At 60.4% G+C, this 16710-nt stretch carries 9 protein-coding genes and 3 rRNA genes; 2 read left to right on the forward strand and 10 right to left on the reverse strand.

From position 1 onward, the window contains the following. Window positions 1-3 precede the first annotated feature (3 nt). The 3 genes from rrf to BN2664_RS00280 form a co-directional block, all read right to left on the reverse strand. Window positions 4-120 (reverse strand): 5S ribosomal RNA (rrf, locus tag BN2664_RS00270). Window positions 121-214: 94 nt separating this feature from the next. Further along, window positions 215-3308 (reverse strand): 23S ribosomal RNA (locus tag BN2664_RS00275). Between the two features lie 303 nt (window positions 3309-3611). After that, a 16S ribosomal RNA gene (locus BN2664_RS00280) occupies window positions 3612-5149 on the reverse strand. Together the 16S, 23S and 5S rRNA genes form the textbook arrangement of a ribosomal RNA operon. A 9-nt stretch (window positions 5150-5158) precedes the next feature. Here BN2664_RS00280 and BN2664_RS09110 point away from each other — a divergent pair. Next, window positions 5159-5470, forward strand: a complete 312-nt coding sequence (locus tag BN2664_RS09110; RefSeq protein WP_155856419.1) for a hypothetical protein — start codon at window positions 5159-5161, stop codon at window positions 5468-5470. 250 nt (window positions 5471-5720) lie between these two features. On the opposite strand, the gene tyrS is transcribed toward BN2664_RS09110, so the two are convergent. The 4 genes from tyrS to BN2664_RS00300 all read right to left on the reverse strand — a co-directional run bounded on the left by tyrS (window position 5721) and on the right by BN2664_RS00300 (window position 9954). Then, window positions 5721-6995 carry a tyrosine--tRNA ligase gene (tyrS, locus tag BN2664_RS00285; RefSeq protein ID WP_007000220.1) on the reverse strand — a complete coding sequence of 425 codons (1275 nt, stop codon included), beginning with the start codon at window positions 6993-6995 and terminating at the stop codon, window positions 5721-5723. A 109-nt stretch (window positions 6996-7104) separates the two neighbouring features. Further along, window positions 7105-7803 carry a DNA-3-methyladenine glycosylase gene (locus BN2664_RS00290; protein WP_007000221.1) on the reverse strand — a complete coding sequence of 233 codons (699 nt, stop codon included), beginning with the start codon at window positions 7801-7803 and terminating at the stop codon, window positions 7105-7107. Window positions 7804-7824: 21 nt separating this feature from the next. Further along, entirely contained in the window at window positions 7825-9150 is a 1326-nt protein-coding gene (locus BN2664_RS00295) for a serpin family protein (protein WP_007000222.1), read from the reverse strand. Between the two features lie 45 nt (window positions 9151-9195). Next, window positions 9196-9954, reverse strand: coding sequence for a nitroreductase family protein (locus tag BN2664_RS00300; RefSeq protein ID WP_058120583.1), 759 nt, complete (start codon window positions 9952-9954; stop codon window positions 9196-9198). 356 nt (window positions 9955-10310) lie between these two features. Here BN2664_RS00300 and BN2664_RS00305 point away from each other — a divergent pair, with 356 nt between their 5' ends. Then, window positions 10311-11861 (forward strand): MFS transporter, encoded by a 1551-nt coding sequence (locus BN2664_RS00305; RefSeq protein ID WP_007000224.1) that lies wholly within the window; start codon window positions 10311-10313, stop codon window positions 11859-11861. A 39-nt stretch (window positions 11862-11900) separates the two neighbouring features. On the opposite strand, the gene BN2664_RS00310 is transcribed toward BN2664_RS00305, so the two are convergent. Genes BN2664_RS00310 through hisS form a run of 3 tightly spaced genes read right to left on the reverse strand, consistent with a single transcriptional unit; the run spans window position 11901 to window position 16627 of the window. Further along, complete coding sequence (locus BN2664_RS00310; protein ID WP_007000225.1) at window positions 11901-13490, reverse strand: GTPase; 1590 nt, start codon at window positions 13488-13490, stop codon at window positions 11901-11903. Then, window positions 13481-15271, reverse strand: coding sequence for a dynamin family protein (locus BN2664_RS00315; protein WP_007000226.1), 1791 nt, complete (start codon window positions 15269-15271; stop codon window positions 13481-13483). Before BN2664_RS00315 ends, BN2664_RS00310 begins: the two co-directional genes overlap by 10 nt. Next, the gene (gene hisS / locus BN2664_RS00320) at window positions 15272-16627 is read right to left on the reverse strand and encodes a histidine--tRNA ligase (protein ID WP_007000227.1); all 1356 of its coding nucleotides are present in this window, start codon (window positions 16625-16627) and stop codon (window positions 15272-15274) included. Window positions 16628-16710 lie beyond the last annotated feature (83 nt).

A 16710-nucleotide genomic window follows, 5' to 3' on the forward strand; every position in this document is an offset into this window, starting at 1 on the left:
TGATGACGGCGGTGACCTACTCTCCCACACCCTCCCGAGTGCAGTACCATCGGCGCGGGCAGTCTTAGCTTCCGGGTTCGGAAAGGGACCGGGCGTTACCCTGCCGCTATAACCACCGTCAAACCAGTCAGGCACTCCATACACACCATGCCATAGCGTGGTAGCCCTGAATCGTATAGCAGACGCGAAACACGTTTCCCACAAAAAAGAAAGTAATCATAGGTGGTCGGCCATTAGTACCGGTCAGCTCCACCCCTCACAAGGCTTCCACCCCCGGGCGATCGACCCGATCATCTCTAGGGGGCCCCACCCACAAAAAGTTGGGGCTGGAGGACTCCTCTCGAAGCAGGCTGCCCGCTTAGATGCTTTCAGCGGTTATCCCTCCCGAACGTGGCCAACCAGCAATGCCCCTGGCGGAACAACTGGCACACTAGAGGTTCGTCCGTTCCGGTCCTCTCGTACTAGGAACAGCCCTTCTCAATTCTCCTACGCGCGCAGCGGATAGGGACCGAACTGTCTCACGACGTTCTGAACCCAGCTCGCGTACCGCTTTAATGGGCGAACAGCCCAACCCTTGGGACCTACTCCAGCCCCAGGATGCGACGAGCCGACATCGAGGTGCCAAACCATGCCGTCGATATGAACTCTTGGGCAGGATCAGCCTGTTATCCCCGGGGTACCTTTTATCCGTTGAGCGACGGCGCTTCCACAAGCCACCGCCGGATCACTAGTTCCTACTTTCGTACCTGCTCGACATGTCTGTCTCACAGTCAAGCCCCCTTGTGCACTTACACTCACCACCTGATTACCAACCAGGCCGAGGGAACCTTTGAGCGCCTCCGTTACCATTTAGGAGGCAACCGCCCCAGTTAAACTACCCACCAGGCACTGTCCCGGACCCGGATCACGGGCCACAGTTAGACATCCAGCACGACCAGAGTGGTATTTCAACAACGACTCCACAACAACTAGCGTCACTGCTTCACAGTCTCCCACCTATCCTACACAAGCCGAACCAAACACCAATACCAAGCTATAGTAAAGGTCCCGGGGTCTTTCCGTCCTGCTGCGCGAAACGAGCATCTTTACTCGTACTGCAATTTCACCGAGCTCGTGGTCGAGACAGCGGAGAAGTCGTTACGCCATTCGTGCAGGTCGGAACTTACCCGACAAGGAATTTCGCTACCTTAGGATGGTTATAGTTACCACCGCCGTTTACTGGGGCTTAACTTCCCAGCTTCACCCACAACGTGGGCTAACCAGTCCGATTAACCTTCCAGCACCGGGCAGGCGTCAGTCCGTATACATCGCCTTACAGCTTCGCACAGACCTGTGTTTTTGATAAACAGTCGCTTCTCCCTAGACTCTGCGACCCCCAACCCCTAGCCCGAAAAAGGCTTCAAAGCGAGGGCCCCCCTTCTCCCAAAGTTACGGGGGCATTTTGCCGAGTTCCTTAACCACGATTCACTCGCTAGCCTTAGTATGCTCTACCCAACTACCTGTGTCGGTTTCGGGTACGGGCGGCCCGGACCTCGCGTCGATGCTTTTCTCGGCAGCACAGGATCATCCTACTTCCCAGTCAAAACCAGTCACCATCAGGCCTCACCCACACGCCCCACGGATTTACCTGAGAGACGGGCTGCGCCCTTAGACGTGCCAAGCCATTAGGCACGCGGAACTACCACTCTGCGTCACACCTGTTAATACGCTTGCAACCCACACTTAGGACCCTGCGACTCCACCACCACCACACCCCCCAAAAAAATGGAAAGCATGACAACAGCTTCATGGCAGTTAGCATCAACGCGGGCTACACTGACGGTCCTACGCCGGTACCAGGATATGAACTGGTTACCCATCGACTACGCCTGTCGGCCTCGCCTTAGGACCCGACTAAGCCAGGGCGGACAAACCTGCCCCTGGAACCCTTAGTCATACGGCCGGTGGGATTCTCACCCACCACTCGCTACTCATGCCTGCATTCTCACTCGCACCCAGTCCACGACCCATCACCAAGCCGCTTCACCCCAAGCACGACGCTCCCCTACCCAACAAACAAAAATTGTTGCCGCGGTTTCGGCGGTGTACTTAAGCCCCGCTACATTGTCGGCGCGGAACCACTTGACCAGTGAGCTATTACGCACTCTTTCAAGGATGGCTGCTTCTAAGCCAACCTCCTGGTTGTCACAGCAACTCCACATCCTTTCCCACTTAGCACACACTTAGGGGCCTTAACCGGCGATCTGGGCTGTTTCCCTCTCGACAATGGAGCTTATCCCCCACAGTCTCACTGCCACGCTCAACCTTGCAGCATTCGGAGTTTGGCTGACGTCAGTACCCCGGTCGGGGCCATCAGCCATCCAGTCGCTCTACCACCACAAGACACACGCAACGCTGCACCTAAATGCATTTCGGGGAGAACCAGCTATCACGGAGTTTGATTGGCCTTTCACCCCTACCCACAACTCATCCCCCAGGTTTTCAACCCTGGTGGGTTCGGACCTCCACACGCTCTTACACGCGCTTCACCCTGGTCATGGGTAGATCACCCCGCTTCGGGTCTAGAACATGCAACTCAAACGCCCTCTTCAGACTCGCTTTCGCTACGGCTACCCCACACGGGTTAACCTCGCCACATGCCACTAACTCGCAGGCTCATTCTTCAAAAGGCACGCCATCACCCCACAAAAAAGGCTCTGACGGATTGTAGGCGCCCGGTTTCAGGCACTATTTCACTCCCCTCCCGGGGTACTTTTCACCATTCCCTCACGGTACTATCCGCTATCGGTCACGACAGGTATTTAGCCTTACCAAGTGGTCTTGGCAGATTCACACGAGATTCCACGAGCCCCGTGCTACTCGGGAACATACCCGCTCGGCCCCACCAATTTCATCTACACGGCTATCACGCACTACGGCAGGCCATCCCAGACCCTTCAACTATCAGCATGGTTTATCACTACGCCCACCCACGTCGGTGAGTAGAAAAATGCGTCCCACAACCCCTCATATGCAACACCCGACGGCTCTCACACACACAAGGTTTAGACTCCTCCGCTTTCGCTCGCCACTACTCACGAAATATCTCTTCCAGCAGGTACTAAGATGTTTCACTTCCCCGCGTCACCACCCACCCCCTATCAATTCAAAAGGCAGGCGACCCGAAACAACTCGAGCCAGGTTCCCCCATTCGGACACCCTCGGATCACAGCTCGCTAGTCAACTCCCCGAGGCATATCGCAGACTGCAACGTCCTTCTTCGGCCCATCGTGCCAAGGCATCCACCGAACGCCCTAAAACACCTACAAAAAACTCAACAAAAACACGCACACAACCAACCAAAAAAAGGCCAGTCACGCACACGCAAAATTGCAGAAAAATGCTCGCGTCCACTATACGATTCACAACCACCACACCCACACCCAACAACCAACCACAAAAACCACCCAGCCAACAGAGCACAAACCTACCCAAGAGCCCAACAGTGTGCCAAACACCCCACCCACAACAGGCAGAAACCCCACACAAACATGAGGCCGTTCGCAGTTTCCAAAAAAAACAACCACGCAAAACACCAGGCCCAACACAGACCCAGCAACGCAGCTCCTTAGAAAGGAGGTGATCCAGCCGCACCTTCCGGTACGGCTACCTTGTTACGACTTCGTCCCAATCGCCAACCCCACCTTCGACCGCTCCCCCCAAAAGGTTAGGCCACGGGCTTCGGGTGTTGCCAACTTTCGTGACGTGACGGGCGGTGTGTACAAGGCCCGGGAACGTATTCACCGCGGCAATGCTGATCCGCGATTACTAGCGACTCCGACTTCACGAGGTCGAGTTGCAGACCCCGATCCGAACTGAGACCGGCTTTCAGAGATTCGCTCCACCTCACAGTATCGCAACCCACTGTACCGGCCATTGTAGCATGCGTGAAGCCCAAGACATAAGGGGCATGATGATTTGACGTCATCCCCACCTTCCTCCGAGTTAACCCCGGCAGTCTCTCGTGAGTCCCCACCATAACGCGCTGGCAACACGAGACAAGGGTTGCGCTCGTTGCGGGACTTAACCCAACATCTCACGACACGAGCTGACGACAACCATGCACCACCTGTACACCAGCCAAAAAGGCACACACATCTCTGCATGCTCCCGGTGTATGTCAAGCCTTGGTAAGGTTCTTCGCGTTGCATCGAATTAATCCGCATGCTCCGCCGCTTGTGCGGGCCCCCGTCAATTCCTTTGAGTTTTAGCCTTGCGGCCGTACTCCCCAGGCGGGGAACTTAATGCGTTAGCTACGGCGCAGAACCCCGGAAAAGGGCCCCACACCTAGTTCCCAACGTTTACAGCGTGGACTACCAGGGTATCTAATCCTGTTCGCTACCCACGCTTTCGCTCCTCAGCGTCAGTAATGGCCCAGTGACCTGCCTTCGCCATCGGTGTTCCTCCAGATATCTGCGCATTCCACCGCTACACCTGGAATTCCAGTCACCCCTACCACACTCAAGCCTGCCCGTACCCACTGCACGCGCGGAGTTAAGCCCCGCGTTTTCACAGCAGGCGCAACAAGCCGCCTACGAGCCCTTTACGCCCAATAATTCCGGACAACGCTCGCGCCCTACGTATTACCGCGGCTGCTGGCACGTAGTTAGCCGGCGCTTCTTCTGCACATACCCTCCACACGCAAAAAACGTGCCTTGTTCTGTACCGAAAGAGGTTTACAACCCGAAAGCCTTCATCCCTCACGCGGCGTCGCTGCATCAGGCTTGCGCCCATTGTGCAATATCCCCCACTGCTGCCTCCCGTAGGAGTCTGGGCCGTATCTCAGTCCCAATGTGGCCGACCACCCTCTCAGGCCGGCTACCCGTCACCGCCTTGGTAGGCCATCACCCCACCAACAAGCTGATAGGCCGCGAGCCCATCCCCAACCGAAAAAACTTTCCAACCCCCACCATGCGGTGAAAGAAGAATATGCAGTATTAGACCCAGTTTCCCAGGCTTATCCCACAGTTGAGGGCAGGTTACTCACGTAATACTCACCCGTTCGCCACTCGAGCACCCAACCAAAAAAGGAAGGGCCTTTCCGTTCGACTTGCATGTGTTAAGCACGCCGCCAGCGTTCGTCCTGAGCCAGGATCAAACTCTCCACAAAAAACAAAAAATGGAAAGCCAAACCAGCTCTCAAAAAAACAACACCCAACCAGAAAAAACCAGCCAAGCATCGACCCCCACACCAGCAGAGGATTTAACAAAAAAACAAACCAACAGAAAAAACTGTCAGTCCACCACAAACAATGTCCAACACACTATCAAGCACCCAAACACCACACCCACACCCCACAACCAACCAGAAAAACCAGCCAGCCACAAGAGAGGCAACCTCACCAAACTACCACAACCCACACAACCAGACAAACCCAGAAAATGTGAACCACAACAATCAAGAGGCTTCGTTACCGGAAATGAGCTTTGAAACTCGCTCGCGTTCCCGCGGCAACGGATTAATAGCTTAGACCCGATCCCAGACTTTTGCAAACCCGATTGCCCGTGACGCCCGCCACGCCCCTCGTATCACTACCTTTTCCGCTCCAGAAAGCCAAAAGGTGCCGCAAGCATCCACTTGCGGCACCTTTCGAAGCGAATCGCCGGCCCTGTAGTCCCGAAGCCATAACCGGCGCCAGCGCCCAACTCGCTAGCCCCAGCATCGCCGGCGCTCGACTCGCCTACTTCTCCTCGCGGCTCTCCACCCGCGCCACGGCCAAATTCTTCTTGCCCTTGCGCAGCAGCACCAAGCCGCCGTCGAGTATTTGCTCGGCGGACAGCACCGCGGCGTCGTCGTCGACCTTCTGGTTATTGATGTACAGGCCACCGGAAGCGACGGTACGCCGGGCGGCACCGATCCCCCGCTCCTGGCCAGTTCCCACGAACAGCTCCACAACGGGCTGGCCCACCTCGGCGCCTGTCGAGGGAAGCTCGGCCACCGCGTCGCGCAAGGTTGCCACGTCCAGCTCGAAAAGCTCCTCGCCACCAAACAGCGCCCGCGAAGCCGCCTCGACCCGCTCGGTCGCCTCGGCTCCGTGCACCCAAGTGGTGACGTCGCGGGCCAGGGTCCGCTGCGCCTCTCGCGCCTGCGGCCGCTCCTCGACCTCCTTCGCGAGCGCCTCAATTTCTTCGCGAGTGCGGAAGGTGAAGACCTTGAGCATGCGCACCACGTCTTCGTCGGCGGTATTGAGCCAGAACTGGTAGAAAGCGTACGGAGACATCATCTCCGGGTTGAGCCAAATCGCCCCACCCTCGGACTTGCCGAACTTTGTGCCGTCGAGCTTGGTAATCAGCGGATTCGTCATCACGTGCACATCGGCGCCTTCGACCTTGCGGATCAGGTCGAGGCCGCCCACCAGGTTGCCCCACTGATCATTACCGCCGACCTCCAGGGTGCAACCGTAGCGGCGGTACAGCTCCAGGTAATCGTTGGCCTGCAACACTTGGTAGGAGAACTCGGTATAGGAAATGCCCTCTTCGGATTCGAGGCGCCGGGAGACGATGTCCTTGCCCAGCATGGTGCCGAGGCGGAAGTTCTTGCCCAGGTCACGCAGGAAATCGATGGCGGACATCTGCGAGGTCCACTCGTAGTTATTGACCATCTGCACGCCGTTGGGTCCATCAAAATTCAGGAGTGCCTGCAGCTGTTCGCGCAGGCTTTCCGCCCACTGCGCCACGGTTTCACGCGAGTTAAGCGTGCGCTCGGAGGTGGGGCGCGGATCGCCAATAAGCCCGGTTGCCCCGCCGACCAGCGCAATTGGCTTGTGGCCGGCGTCCTGCAGGTGGCGCATCACCTTGACCGCCACCAGGTGCCCGTGGTGAAGAGAAGCTGCCGTCGGGTCGAAACCGCAATAATAGGTAACCGGACCATCCGCGAGGGCCTTGCGCAGAGCATCAAGGTCGGTGTGTTGCGCGATCAGGCCGCGCCACTCCAATTCGTCAAGAACGTCCGTCACTGTTTATTCCTTTCGGTTTCACCGCGGTTTTACCGCGCCGTCATGGGGGCTTTGCCCCTCCGGGTAAATTCTGCCTGCATTGCCCGTAACCCGCAAAGTTTACGGCGTTTTAACCCCGCTCTTGCCGGCGCCGCGGCTTTCCGGGGCGGTAGGCGGAGACCGTCGGATCATCGAGGTAGTAGCGATACGGGTACCGCTGCGCGTCCCCGCCCTCGTTGGAAATCCCGGTCCGCCCCGACGTTCGGTAGGTTGTGGTGGTTTTTTTCAGCGCGACGACGACGCCGTCGCTCGCTTCCGGCGGCGAATCGACACCTAGCAGGATGACCGGCCGCCCGTTATCGGCCCGGGTCAGATTCAGCGCCCGCGCCAAATTTGCCGGACCTCGGGCGAGGTCGCGCGGCCGCTGTGCCGCGGGCCTACGCTCGCTCGCAATCTCCGCTCCGGCAACCACCTCTCCTCCGCGAAGCAAAACCGCCCCCGCCTGACCTTCCGGACCGGTGACGATATTAACGCAATGATGCATCCCGTAAGTGAAGTACACGTAGAGAGCCCCGGGTGGGCCAAACATTGCCGCATTGGCCCGGCGCTTACCGCCAAAGGCGTGTGAACCGGGGTCTTCGCCCTCCCCTAGATACGCCTCAGTTTCCGTTATCCGAATCCGCACCCCGTTGCATTGAATCTCGCAACCCAGCAGACGCGGAGCCACCAGGCGCGCATCGGCGGCGAAATCAAGAAAAGCGCGGGGAGGGAAAGCCGGCTCGGGTGCCGGGCTGCCTCCCCGCACGCTATTGACGTTGTTGGATCGCAAAACTTGACCTTCCCAGCCGCGCTAGGCCTGCGGGTTAGATATACGGGCCAAGAACAGCGGCAGTTGGGATTGCCGATCGGCAATCACCACGTAGTAGGGGCGATCCACCATGAAGTGGATGGGTTCGTCTTCTACCGGTGCCGCCATCACCTCAATTTCGATTTCCGTGAGCGCGGCCGCCTTCGTGCCGGCCTCATCCATTTGCAAGACGGTCTGCTGGACGGCTTGCCCAACCGCTAGCGGAGCATCGGCATTGATCCCCGAAAGGTCCGCGCTCGAACCGAAAACATCCTCTACCCCGCACTGCCGCAAAACCGGGCGTAGGTCCGTCGTCGACGACGTATCTACCTTGGGAAGCCACAGCAACATTTTCTTGCCGGATCCACGCTCCACGCCCTGCACCGCGGAAAGCAGGTCCTTGCCGCTCAGCTCGGTGCCAGCGGGTGGCATCACAATGTATGCCGCCAGGGTCGAATTAGCGTAGTCGAGGCGAGTTGCCTCCCAGTTGGAGCCCTCCGCGTAAGGAAGATGGGAGGAGAGGAACATGGAATCAACCTGCACCTTTTGCCCCGACCCGGTGGTGAAATCGTTCGGCTCGGTATCCAGCGGATTAAAGGGCTCCGCCCAGGCCGCCGCCAACACGGTAGCGTTTTGCAAAACCATCGCCGTGCCGCCATCTGGCTGAATCTTCGATTCTTTGACCAGGCCACCGGTGTGCTCGTTTGCCCAGCGATCAAGATCGGCCTTCCCCTGGGGCGAGGCGAAATCCACCCTATCCGCGCTGACCCCAAAGTTTTCCGCCAACGCACCTACATACTCTTCGCGCGGTTCGAAATTGTCCGCAACGGCCACGCGCGCTGAGGTCGATACCACCGGATTGGCGGGGAGCTCGTCGCCTTTAACGACGTCGGGGGAACCGTCCCACTGCTCCCATACCGCCCAGACCTGGCCGTACTGATTGAGCAAATCGTCGCCGCTGGCTCTCAGAGCCTGCTCAATTTGTTGGCGAGTTTGGCCCGCGGCACCCACTCCCACCTGGGCAAAGCCGACTGTGGTGCCCACCGGGGAGGCCACCGCATTCTCCGAATCTTCGCCGCGCACCTGCTCGCCGCCCAGGTTATAGATGGCCTCGAGCACGGCCGGATCAATCTGGGCCGAACCGGAAACGAACTGCGTGAGCTTGGGTCGCGTGAGCTCGCCCGCCGGGGAGGGGCGGTCTCCCGACGGCGAAGCTGACGGATCGTTGTAGATCTTGCCGGTTGCGGTGCACCCGCTATTCGCGCATAGCATCAGCGAGGCGGCCAGCGCGTATCCGACTATTTTGAGTGGTCTCTTTGAGCGAAGCATGGTGCCTCCGTTCCGGATTTGAATTAGAACTAGTGTTTCTTGGCACTACTCGGCAACCGCCACATCAAAGCCCTGGGCGGCAATGACCCGCAGATTCTCTTCGCGCCGAGCGGGGATCGAATCCATTCGCCGGGCGATATCGTCCGTAAAAGGCCCCACCGGCTTGCCGTAGCGGGTATCGACCCATTCGGCGCGGCGCGCGTCGTAATCCGCGAGCGCCGCCGACCAGGATTCGGGTTCCTCATAGCTGTTTTCGTAAATGCGTAGCTTTGCGGGCATACGCGGCTTGAGCTCGGGCTTCTCCGCCGGATAGCCCATAATGAGCGCGAGGACCGGATATGTCAGCTCGGGCATCTGGAGGGCTTCTAGTACCTTCTCCGTATCGTTACCGATCGACCCAATAAAGCAGGTACCCAGCCCGAGGCTTTCGGCGGCCACCGCAACATTTTGAGCCATCAGGCAGGCGTCGGTGAACGCGGCGGTAAAAGCATCATAAGAGGTGGCCGCTTGGCCGGAATGGCCCTTCTCGCGCGCAATCTTCCACGCCCTGCGGGTGTCGACCACGAAGATCCACAGCTCCGGAGCCTCAGCAATGTATTGCTGCGTGCTCACCTGCGCGATTTTCTCCGCTACCGTCTGATCGGTAATGCGAATGACCGAAGAATGCTGCAAGCCCTGGGAGGTGGCGGTCCGGTTGGCAACCGCCTCCAGCGCCTGCAGGGTCGCCACTGGAATCGGTTCGTCAGTGAACTGGCGAATGGTGCGATGGTCAAGCTGCTTCGCGATCGTTTCGTTTGTATCCATACTCACATCTTCCCACTTAAAGGTGTGAGGGGAAAAGCACCGGTAATTGGTGGCATCATCCTTAAGTCCTGGTAAGGTGCTAAGGCAAAGGGGCAATTCCCCAGGCGGCGGCTATTTGGCCGCCATAGCTCGCGGCTTCACGCGGGCTCTTTTTATTGCCTGAGGAATTGCGAGGGCCGCGCAGTTGGCGGGCCGGGCAAAGCCCGGTTCCCCGCGCAGTTGGCGAGCCGAGCACAGCTCGACTCCCCGAGCAAGGCAGCGGCCAAGCGGGCGCATGCGCCCATTTCAGCAGGAAACATTTCGGCTTCCCGCCCCGGTATGCCCGGCGAGCGGCGTCGAACATAGAGTAGGACTCCATGGGAAATTTCGAAAACACTCGATTCTTTAAGGTTCCGGGTTCGGATCGGACCTATGACCGCAACAAGCTCCTCCTTGTTTTGCTCGTAGCGCTTGTTATCTCACTGATGCAGGTGAGCTCGGTCAATAACTTGCTCCCGATTATTGCGCAGGGGCTGGGCGCCGAGCGCACCGATCTGCAGTGGGTGCTTTCGGGCTACTCGCTTATGTTCGGGCTGGTGCTGGTGCCGGCCGGGCGCCTCGGCGATATTTTCGGCCGCTCGATGACGTGGATGGTCGGAATCGTTATCTTCTCGGTGGCCTGCTTGATCTGCGGAATTTCTACCGACCCGCTCATGCTCAATCTGGCTCGCGCCCTGCAGGGCTTTGGCGCAGGGGTTTTTTCTCCGCAGGTGACGGGCATGATCCAGCAGTACTTCTCCGGGCGCGCCCGCGCCAAGGCTTTCGCCTATATGGGTCTGACGGTCTCCGCTTCCGTGGCGGTGGGGCCCCTTATTTCAGGCGGGCTGGTGCAGTTGCTCGGCACGCCGGGCTGGCGCTGGAGCTTCTTCATTAATGTTCCGATCGGCCTGCTGGGCATTGCGCTGGGCGCCATTTGGCTTCCGTTCTCCAAGGAACGGCGCACCATGGGCCCCGAGGCTCGCAAAGCCAACCGCGAATACCGCCTGGCGCAGAAGGCGCGCGGCCTCATGCCCGGACGCAAGCGCGGCGGACGAATTGACCTCGATCCGCTGGGCATGCTCCTGCTGACCCTCGCCGTTTTGGGCATCATGTTGCCCTTTATGACCCACTTCGCCTGGCGCTGGTTCCTGCTGGCCGGCGCCGTGGTGGTGCTCGCTGCCTGGGTGCGCTGGGAGGCCTACTACCCCACCCGCGGCGGCATTCCGATGGTTAACCTCAACCTGTTCAAGATTGATTCGTTCTCCTTCGGGGTGGCGATCGGCGGTATCCAGTTCTTGGGTACGACGTCGGTGTTTGCCATCCTCGCCCTGATGCTGCAGCAAGGCCTTCATTTCACCGCCCTGCAAGCGGGAATGATTGGTTTCCCCAATGCGCTAGTCTCCGCTTACTTCGCGGTATGGACCGGGCGGCGCGCGGTGGAAAAGGGGCGCGAACTTCAGACCCTCGCGCTCGCGATTATGTTCGGTTCCCTCCTTGCCACCATTGGCGTGGCCTGGGGAATCCTGCTTTTGCACTGGAGCGCCTGGTGGCTAGCGCTCCCGCTCACGGTGTTCGGAATTGGCCAAGGAATTATGGGATCGGCCAACCAGACCGTCACCATGTCCGATGTTCCGCGCGCCCACGGCGGTACGGCAGGAGGTATCCAGCAAACCGCCCAGCGCATTGCCACCGCTATTGGAAACGCGATGCTTACCGCCATCCTCTTTGCTTTTGTGGTCAACCAGGAAACCGCGGTGGGTAGCCAGTGGGCGACCGGATTCTCGGTCTCGCTGGGCGCGATTTGCGCGATCGTGCTGATTGCCCTCACGCTGGCGATTATTTTCCAGCGCCGACCCAGGCAGCTGGCGCCGGCAGATCGCGGCGACTAAGCGCGAGGTACCGGGCTAAGCCCGGCAACCACTAGTAGGCTACGCCGAGACATTTGCCAGAGCTTTGACGGCCGCGGCAAACTCGGCGTAGTTTTTGCGCTCCGCGTGGAGCGGAGCAAAGAATGCGCCGTCGGTTTCGGCCTTCACCCGTTCCACGATCCGCTCGCGCACCCGCTCCTCGGTTCGGGCAGCGCCTCGGGTGCGCGCAATGCGCGCCGCAGCCGAAACCACCACGCCCCAGAGGGCACCTCCCGCGAGCAAAACCGTGGGCCAAGGAATGCGGCCCAGGCGCGGGGAACCGCCTAGCTCGAAGCCGAGCCAGGGGGCAGCCATACGGGCTAGAACCCACACCGCCCCCACTACGAATGCTGCCGCGCCGATCCACTGTAAAAGTGCCACCAGACGCCACCAGAGCGGTGTACGCCGATACTCGGTATCCGTGGTCGTCACAATTCGATCGGCAAAATCTGCCAAATCATCCGCCGACCCGGCCACTCGCTCACGCACCGAAGAGCGCCACCGGCGCGGCATATCCACGCAGAGCTCATCGGCATAGCGCTGCAGTTCGGTTTGAGCGCGCTGAGCATCTGCCGGTGCAACGGCTGAGCTCGGTACACCGCCGTCGTCGGAAGAAAAAACCCGACCCAAACCAATTCGCTCCAGCGGATCTCGCACCCGCCGCCGCGCCCAGCTCACCAGCGGCCAGCCGGTGCGCAAAGCGGCGCGATGCGCGTAAGACGCGCCGGCCGCCCGAGCCACGTCGCGGGCACCAGCCGCCCGCGCAATAGCGCTGGCCACCGGCTTTCCATCCACCGGCTGATCGGTGGGAATTGTTCCACCCTGGGCGGCAATATCAGCGGCGATACTGCTTCCCGCCCCGCGCACGTCTCCCGCTAAGCGCTCGGCAGCAGCGCGCCGAGTTTGCGCCGTTGCGGCCAGGCGCGCGCGAAGCGCCTCAATCCCATCCCCGCGCGCGGCGGAAACCAGCAGGACATCAGCAGAAATATGATCGGCGCGCAGCATTCGTTCCAGATCGTTCGCAATGGCGCGCGCATCCGCATTGGTCAATCGATCCACCTGGTTGAGAACCACCAGAATCGAACCGGAATTCTCCGCCAGCGGGCGCAGATAGTCTTCGTGAAGCACGGCATCAGCGTACTTTTGCGGATCCACGACCCACACCAGCACGTCGGCACGCGCAATCACGCCATCCGCGATTTCTCGGTGCTCCAGGCGCGTCGAATCGATGTCGGGCAGATCGATAAGCACCAGGTCCGCCAGTTCAGCTGACGAAAGCTGCATAACTACTTTTCGGTTACGCACCCCAAGCCAGTCCAAAACGTCGGAGGCATGGCGCCCCGACACCCCGATAGCCTCGGAGGTCGCCGGGCGGGTAGCCGCGGTTTTGACCACTCGTTGGCCGACGACGGCGTTGACCAGGGACGATTTCCCCGATCCGGTGGGGCCAGCAAAAGCCACGACCGTGCGAGCCGCGCCAACTCTCCCGCGCTCACGAGCTTTTTCAAGAATCGCCTCGGCGTCGTGGCGGACCGCCGGATCCAGGTGGCGCCCACCCAGCTCGAGAGCCCGACTCAAATACGCAAGTCCGTCCGGAAGATTTAGCGCCATGCCACCTCTCCTTCCCGCAGTGCGCGCCACGCGTTATCGAAGGCCGCGCCGGCACCGTCCAAGTACTGTTCGGAAATACCCAGGCGATCCACTTCGGCCAGGAATGCTCCGGCATCGGTGAGGAAGAAGTCCCGCGCCCGCTCAAGGAGGTCAGTGCGGGCATTCTTGGCCATGCGGCGTACGGCGTCGTCACCGAATATTGCTTCCAAAACACGCTGGGCAACCACCGCGGTGCCGCCCGCAATCGCTACCTCCCCACCGGTGAGGCCGGCGGTCTGCGCGAAAACCACCACCATCAGGGCAACTCCCACCGCATTGACCCCGAGGGCCGCGATACGCGCGGTGGTGCGTTTGCTTTCGCCTTCGCCGCGGAGCATCTCGAGAGTGGCGCGTTGCCAATCGCGCACCAGGCGGCCGGCGGCTTCCTCGCGCTGGTCGGCCGGGCGCAAACGCCCCCAGGCAGCCGTGGCGAGCCCGGCACCGCTCGGGGTGCGCTCAAAATCAGCGCGTATACGGGAGATCATTCCGGTCGCACCCGCCACCAGCACCGCCTGAAGGGAATCTTCAATAGCCTCGGCGACCTCTGCTTCCCCGGTTGGTTGCTCTTTGCCGCGCAACCAGGAAGAAATACGATCGCGCACGGACGCCACCCCTGATTCCAGCTTGCGCATGAAATCTCCGGTTCCCACAATCTCCTGCCAGCGCCGTAGCACCTCGCCACGCAAAAGCTGCCCATCGGCAAGTGCCTCCGCGAGCGAACCTAGCGCCTGCTCCACGCCGGCGTGTGCCGAGTCGCGCAGTGCCTGCTCCTGGGCGAGCTGCTCGGTATAGGCATGAAGAATGAAGTCTTTTCGATTGAGGATGGAGGCGAGGGTGCCTTCCAGAGTCTGGCGAGCCACCGAAGCGCGCGCTTGAGCATCCGAGGCCAGCCCGTGTAGCCAGCCGCGCAGGGGCTCAATATCCCCGCTCGGGAGTTGATCGACCGGACCGGGCCCCTCTCCGATCACAAATAGCGGTGCCGATCCGAGTCCGTGGTTTTCAAGTTCACGCGCCAGATCGGGGCGAATTTCTTGGGCCACCCCGGCCGGCACACGGTTGAGCACCACCGCCAGCACCACGTGCCGCTCGCGCGCATCATCAAGCATGGCCCAGGGAATAGCGTCCGCGTAACGAGCCGCGGTGGTTACGAAAATCCATAGGTCGGCCGCCGCCAAAAGCTGCGCGGCCAGCTGCCGGTTATCGGCCACAACCGAATCAATATCGGGCGAATCCACAATCGCGAGCCCGCTCGGTAGCGCGCTCGATCCCACCATGCGAAGTTCGTTCGTGGCGGGCGCCGCGAACGAACTGGCTTCGGCCGGCGCGGGTTGCGCTGAGCCGGGATGCGCTGAATTGGCTTCCGCCGAGCGCGCCTCCGCCACGCGCGCCAGGCCGGGGAAAACCCGCTCGGGGGTAAACCACTGTTCCTCACCGACCGCGTGGATAAGAACAGGCTGACGGGTCGTTGGCCGTAGCGCTGACGAGCGAGTGACCACCTCGCCCACCAGCGAATTAACGATGGTGGATTTACCCGAACCCGTGGATCCGCCCACCACCGCAATAAGCGGTGCGGAAACGTTCCGCAAGCGTGGAATCACGTAGTCACTCAACTGCGCCACGGTATCGGCGGCGCCATCCGTGCCGCTTTCCCGCGCCGGGGTAGCCAGCGGAAACCTTAATTCGCTTAGGCTCTCGCGCAATTCCTCCAGCGCACCGACCAGTGCCTCGTCAACCTCGCCCATTTACGCTTGTTCACCCCCGGTGCCTATTTCCGATTCGCGTGAGCGCAAAATCTGCACCTGCGCGTCTTCCACCGGCGGAGCCCAATTCTCCGGATCGGCGGGAGTTTGCTCGCCGCTGCGGATATCGCGCACCTGTTCGCCGTCGGCGGTGGTAAACCATACGAACGGTATGCCGCGCCGATCGGCGTTACGGATTTGCTTTCCGAATTTCACCGAATTGGGCGAAACCTCCACCGCAATCCCCCTCGCGCGCAACCGCATGGCGATTTTCTCCGCGTGCATGCGCTCCGACTCATCGTTGACCGCCACGTACACCGCGGCCGCAACTTTTCGGGAAGCCGTTAGTGCCCCGCTGGGAATGAAGCGTGAAAGGAGGCGCGAAACGCCAATCGAAAGCCCCACTCCTGGGTAGAGCTTCTTGCCGCTGGAGGCGAGCTGGTCATAGCGCCCGCCCGAGCAAATCGAGCCAAGATCCTCGTGCCCCACCAGGGTCGATTCATAAACCGATCCGGTGTAGTAATCCAGCCCGCGCGCAATCGACAAATCGGCGCTGAGGGAGCCCGGAATCAGTTCGTTGGCTCCATCTATCAACATCGTGAGTTCATTGAGACCTTCGTCGAGCAAATCACCGCTTACTCCCAGCCCCGCCACCTGGTCGGCAAAGGAGGAGTCCGGGGTTTTAATGCCCGCCAGCTTGAGCGCCAGGGCGGCTTGCGCCGGGCTCGCCCCCACCGATTCGGCCAGCATCTCGGTGACGGCATCGGGCCCGATTTTGTCGATTTTGTCCATAATGCGCAGCGTCTCTTCGGTGTTCTCCAGACCAATCGCCTCATAGAAACCCTGCGCAAGTTTGCGGTTGGAAGCCCGAATAGTCACCCGCGGTAGCGGCAGGCGGGAAAAAGCATCCACCATGGTCAGCGGCACTTCAATTTCGTGGTGGAACGCCAGTTCGCCGTCGCCCACCACATCTACATCCGCCTGGTAGAACTCGCGGAAGCGCCCCTCCTGAGGCCGTTCCCCGCGCCATACCTTCTGAATTTGGTAGCGCTTGAAGGGGAAGGTGAGCTTCCCCGCGTGCTCGAGCACGTAGCGCGCCAACGGCACCGTCAGATCGAAATGAAGCCCCAGCTCAGCCTGTTCTTTCTGCTCGGCATCCTGGAGCCGCGAGAGCACGTAGACCTCCTTGGAAGTCTCACCCTTCCGCAACAGCTGATCGAGCGGCTCCACCGCCCGGGTATGCACCTCCGTGAACCCGTGGAGCTCAAACGTATCGCTGAGCGTATCCAGCACGCGCCGTTCCACCAGGCGCTCTTCGGGGAGCCACTCCGGAAAACCGGAGAGAGGAGCAATTTTCATCGTTTCGTTTCTTTCGTGAAGGTTGAGCTAGGTTTGCTTGTCTTTTCTCGACGACGCCGCCGCGGCCGCGAAGCCTCGGGCCA

Source organism: Actinobaculum massiliense (assembly GCF_001457435.1).
Lineage (GTDB): Bacteria > Actinomycetota > Actinomycetes > Actinomycetales > Actinomycetaceae > Actinobaculum > Actinobaculum massiliense.

What these genes read in the sequence shown, in the direction of transcription:
- BN2664_RS09110 (WP_155856419.1), top strand. Translation starts at nt 5,159, where the DNA reads ATGGAAAGCCAAACCAGCTCTCAAAAAAACAACACCCAACCAGAAAAA.
- BN2664_RS00295 (WP_007000222.1), bottom strand. Translation starts at nt 9,150, where the DNA reads ATGCTTCGCTCAAAGAGACCACTCAAAATAGTCGGATACGCGCTGGCC.
- BN2664_RS00300 (WP_058120583.1), bottom strand. Translation starts at nt 9,954, where the DNA reads ATGGATACAAACGAAACGATCGCGAAGCAGCTTGACCATCGCACCATT.
- BN2664_RS00305 (WP_007000224.1), top strand. Translation starts at nt 10,311, where the DNA reads ATGGGAAATTTCGAAAACACTCGATTCTTTAAGGTTCCGGGTTCGGAT.
- BN2664_RS00310 (WP_007000225.1), bottom strand. Translation starts at nt 13,490, where the DNA reads ATGGCGCTAAATCTTCCGGACGGACTTGCGTATTTGAGTCGGGCTCTC.
- BN2664_RS00315 (WP_007000226.1), bottom strand. Translation starts at nt 15,271, where the DNA reads ATGGGCGAGGTTGACGAGGCACTGGTCGGTGCGCTGGAGGAATTGCGC.
- hisS (WP_007000227.1), bottom strand. Translation starts at nt 16,627, where the DNA reads ATGAAAATTGCTCCTCTCTCCGGTTTTCCGGAGTGGCTCCCCGAAGAG.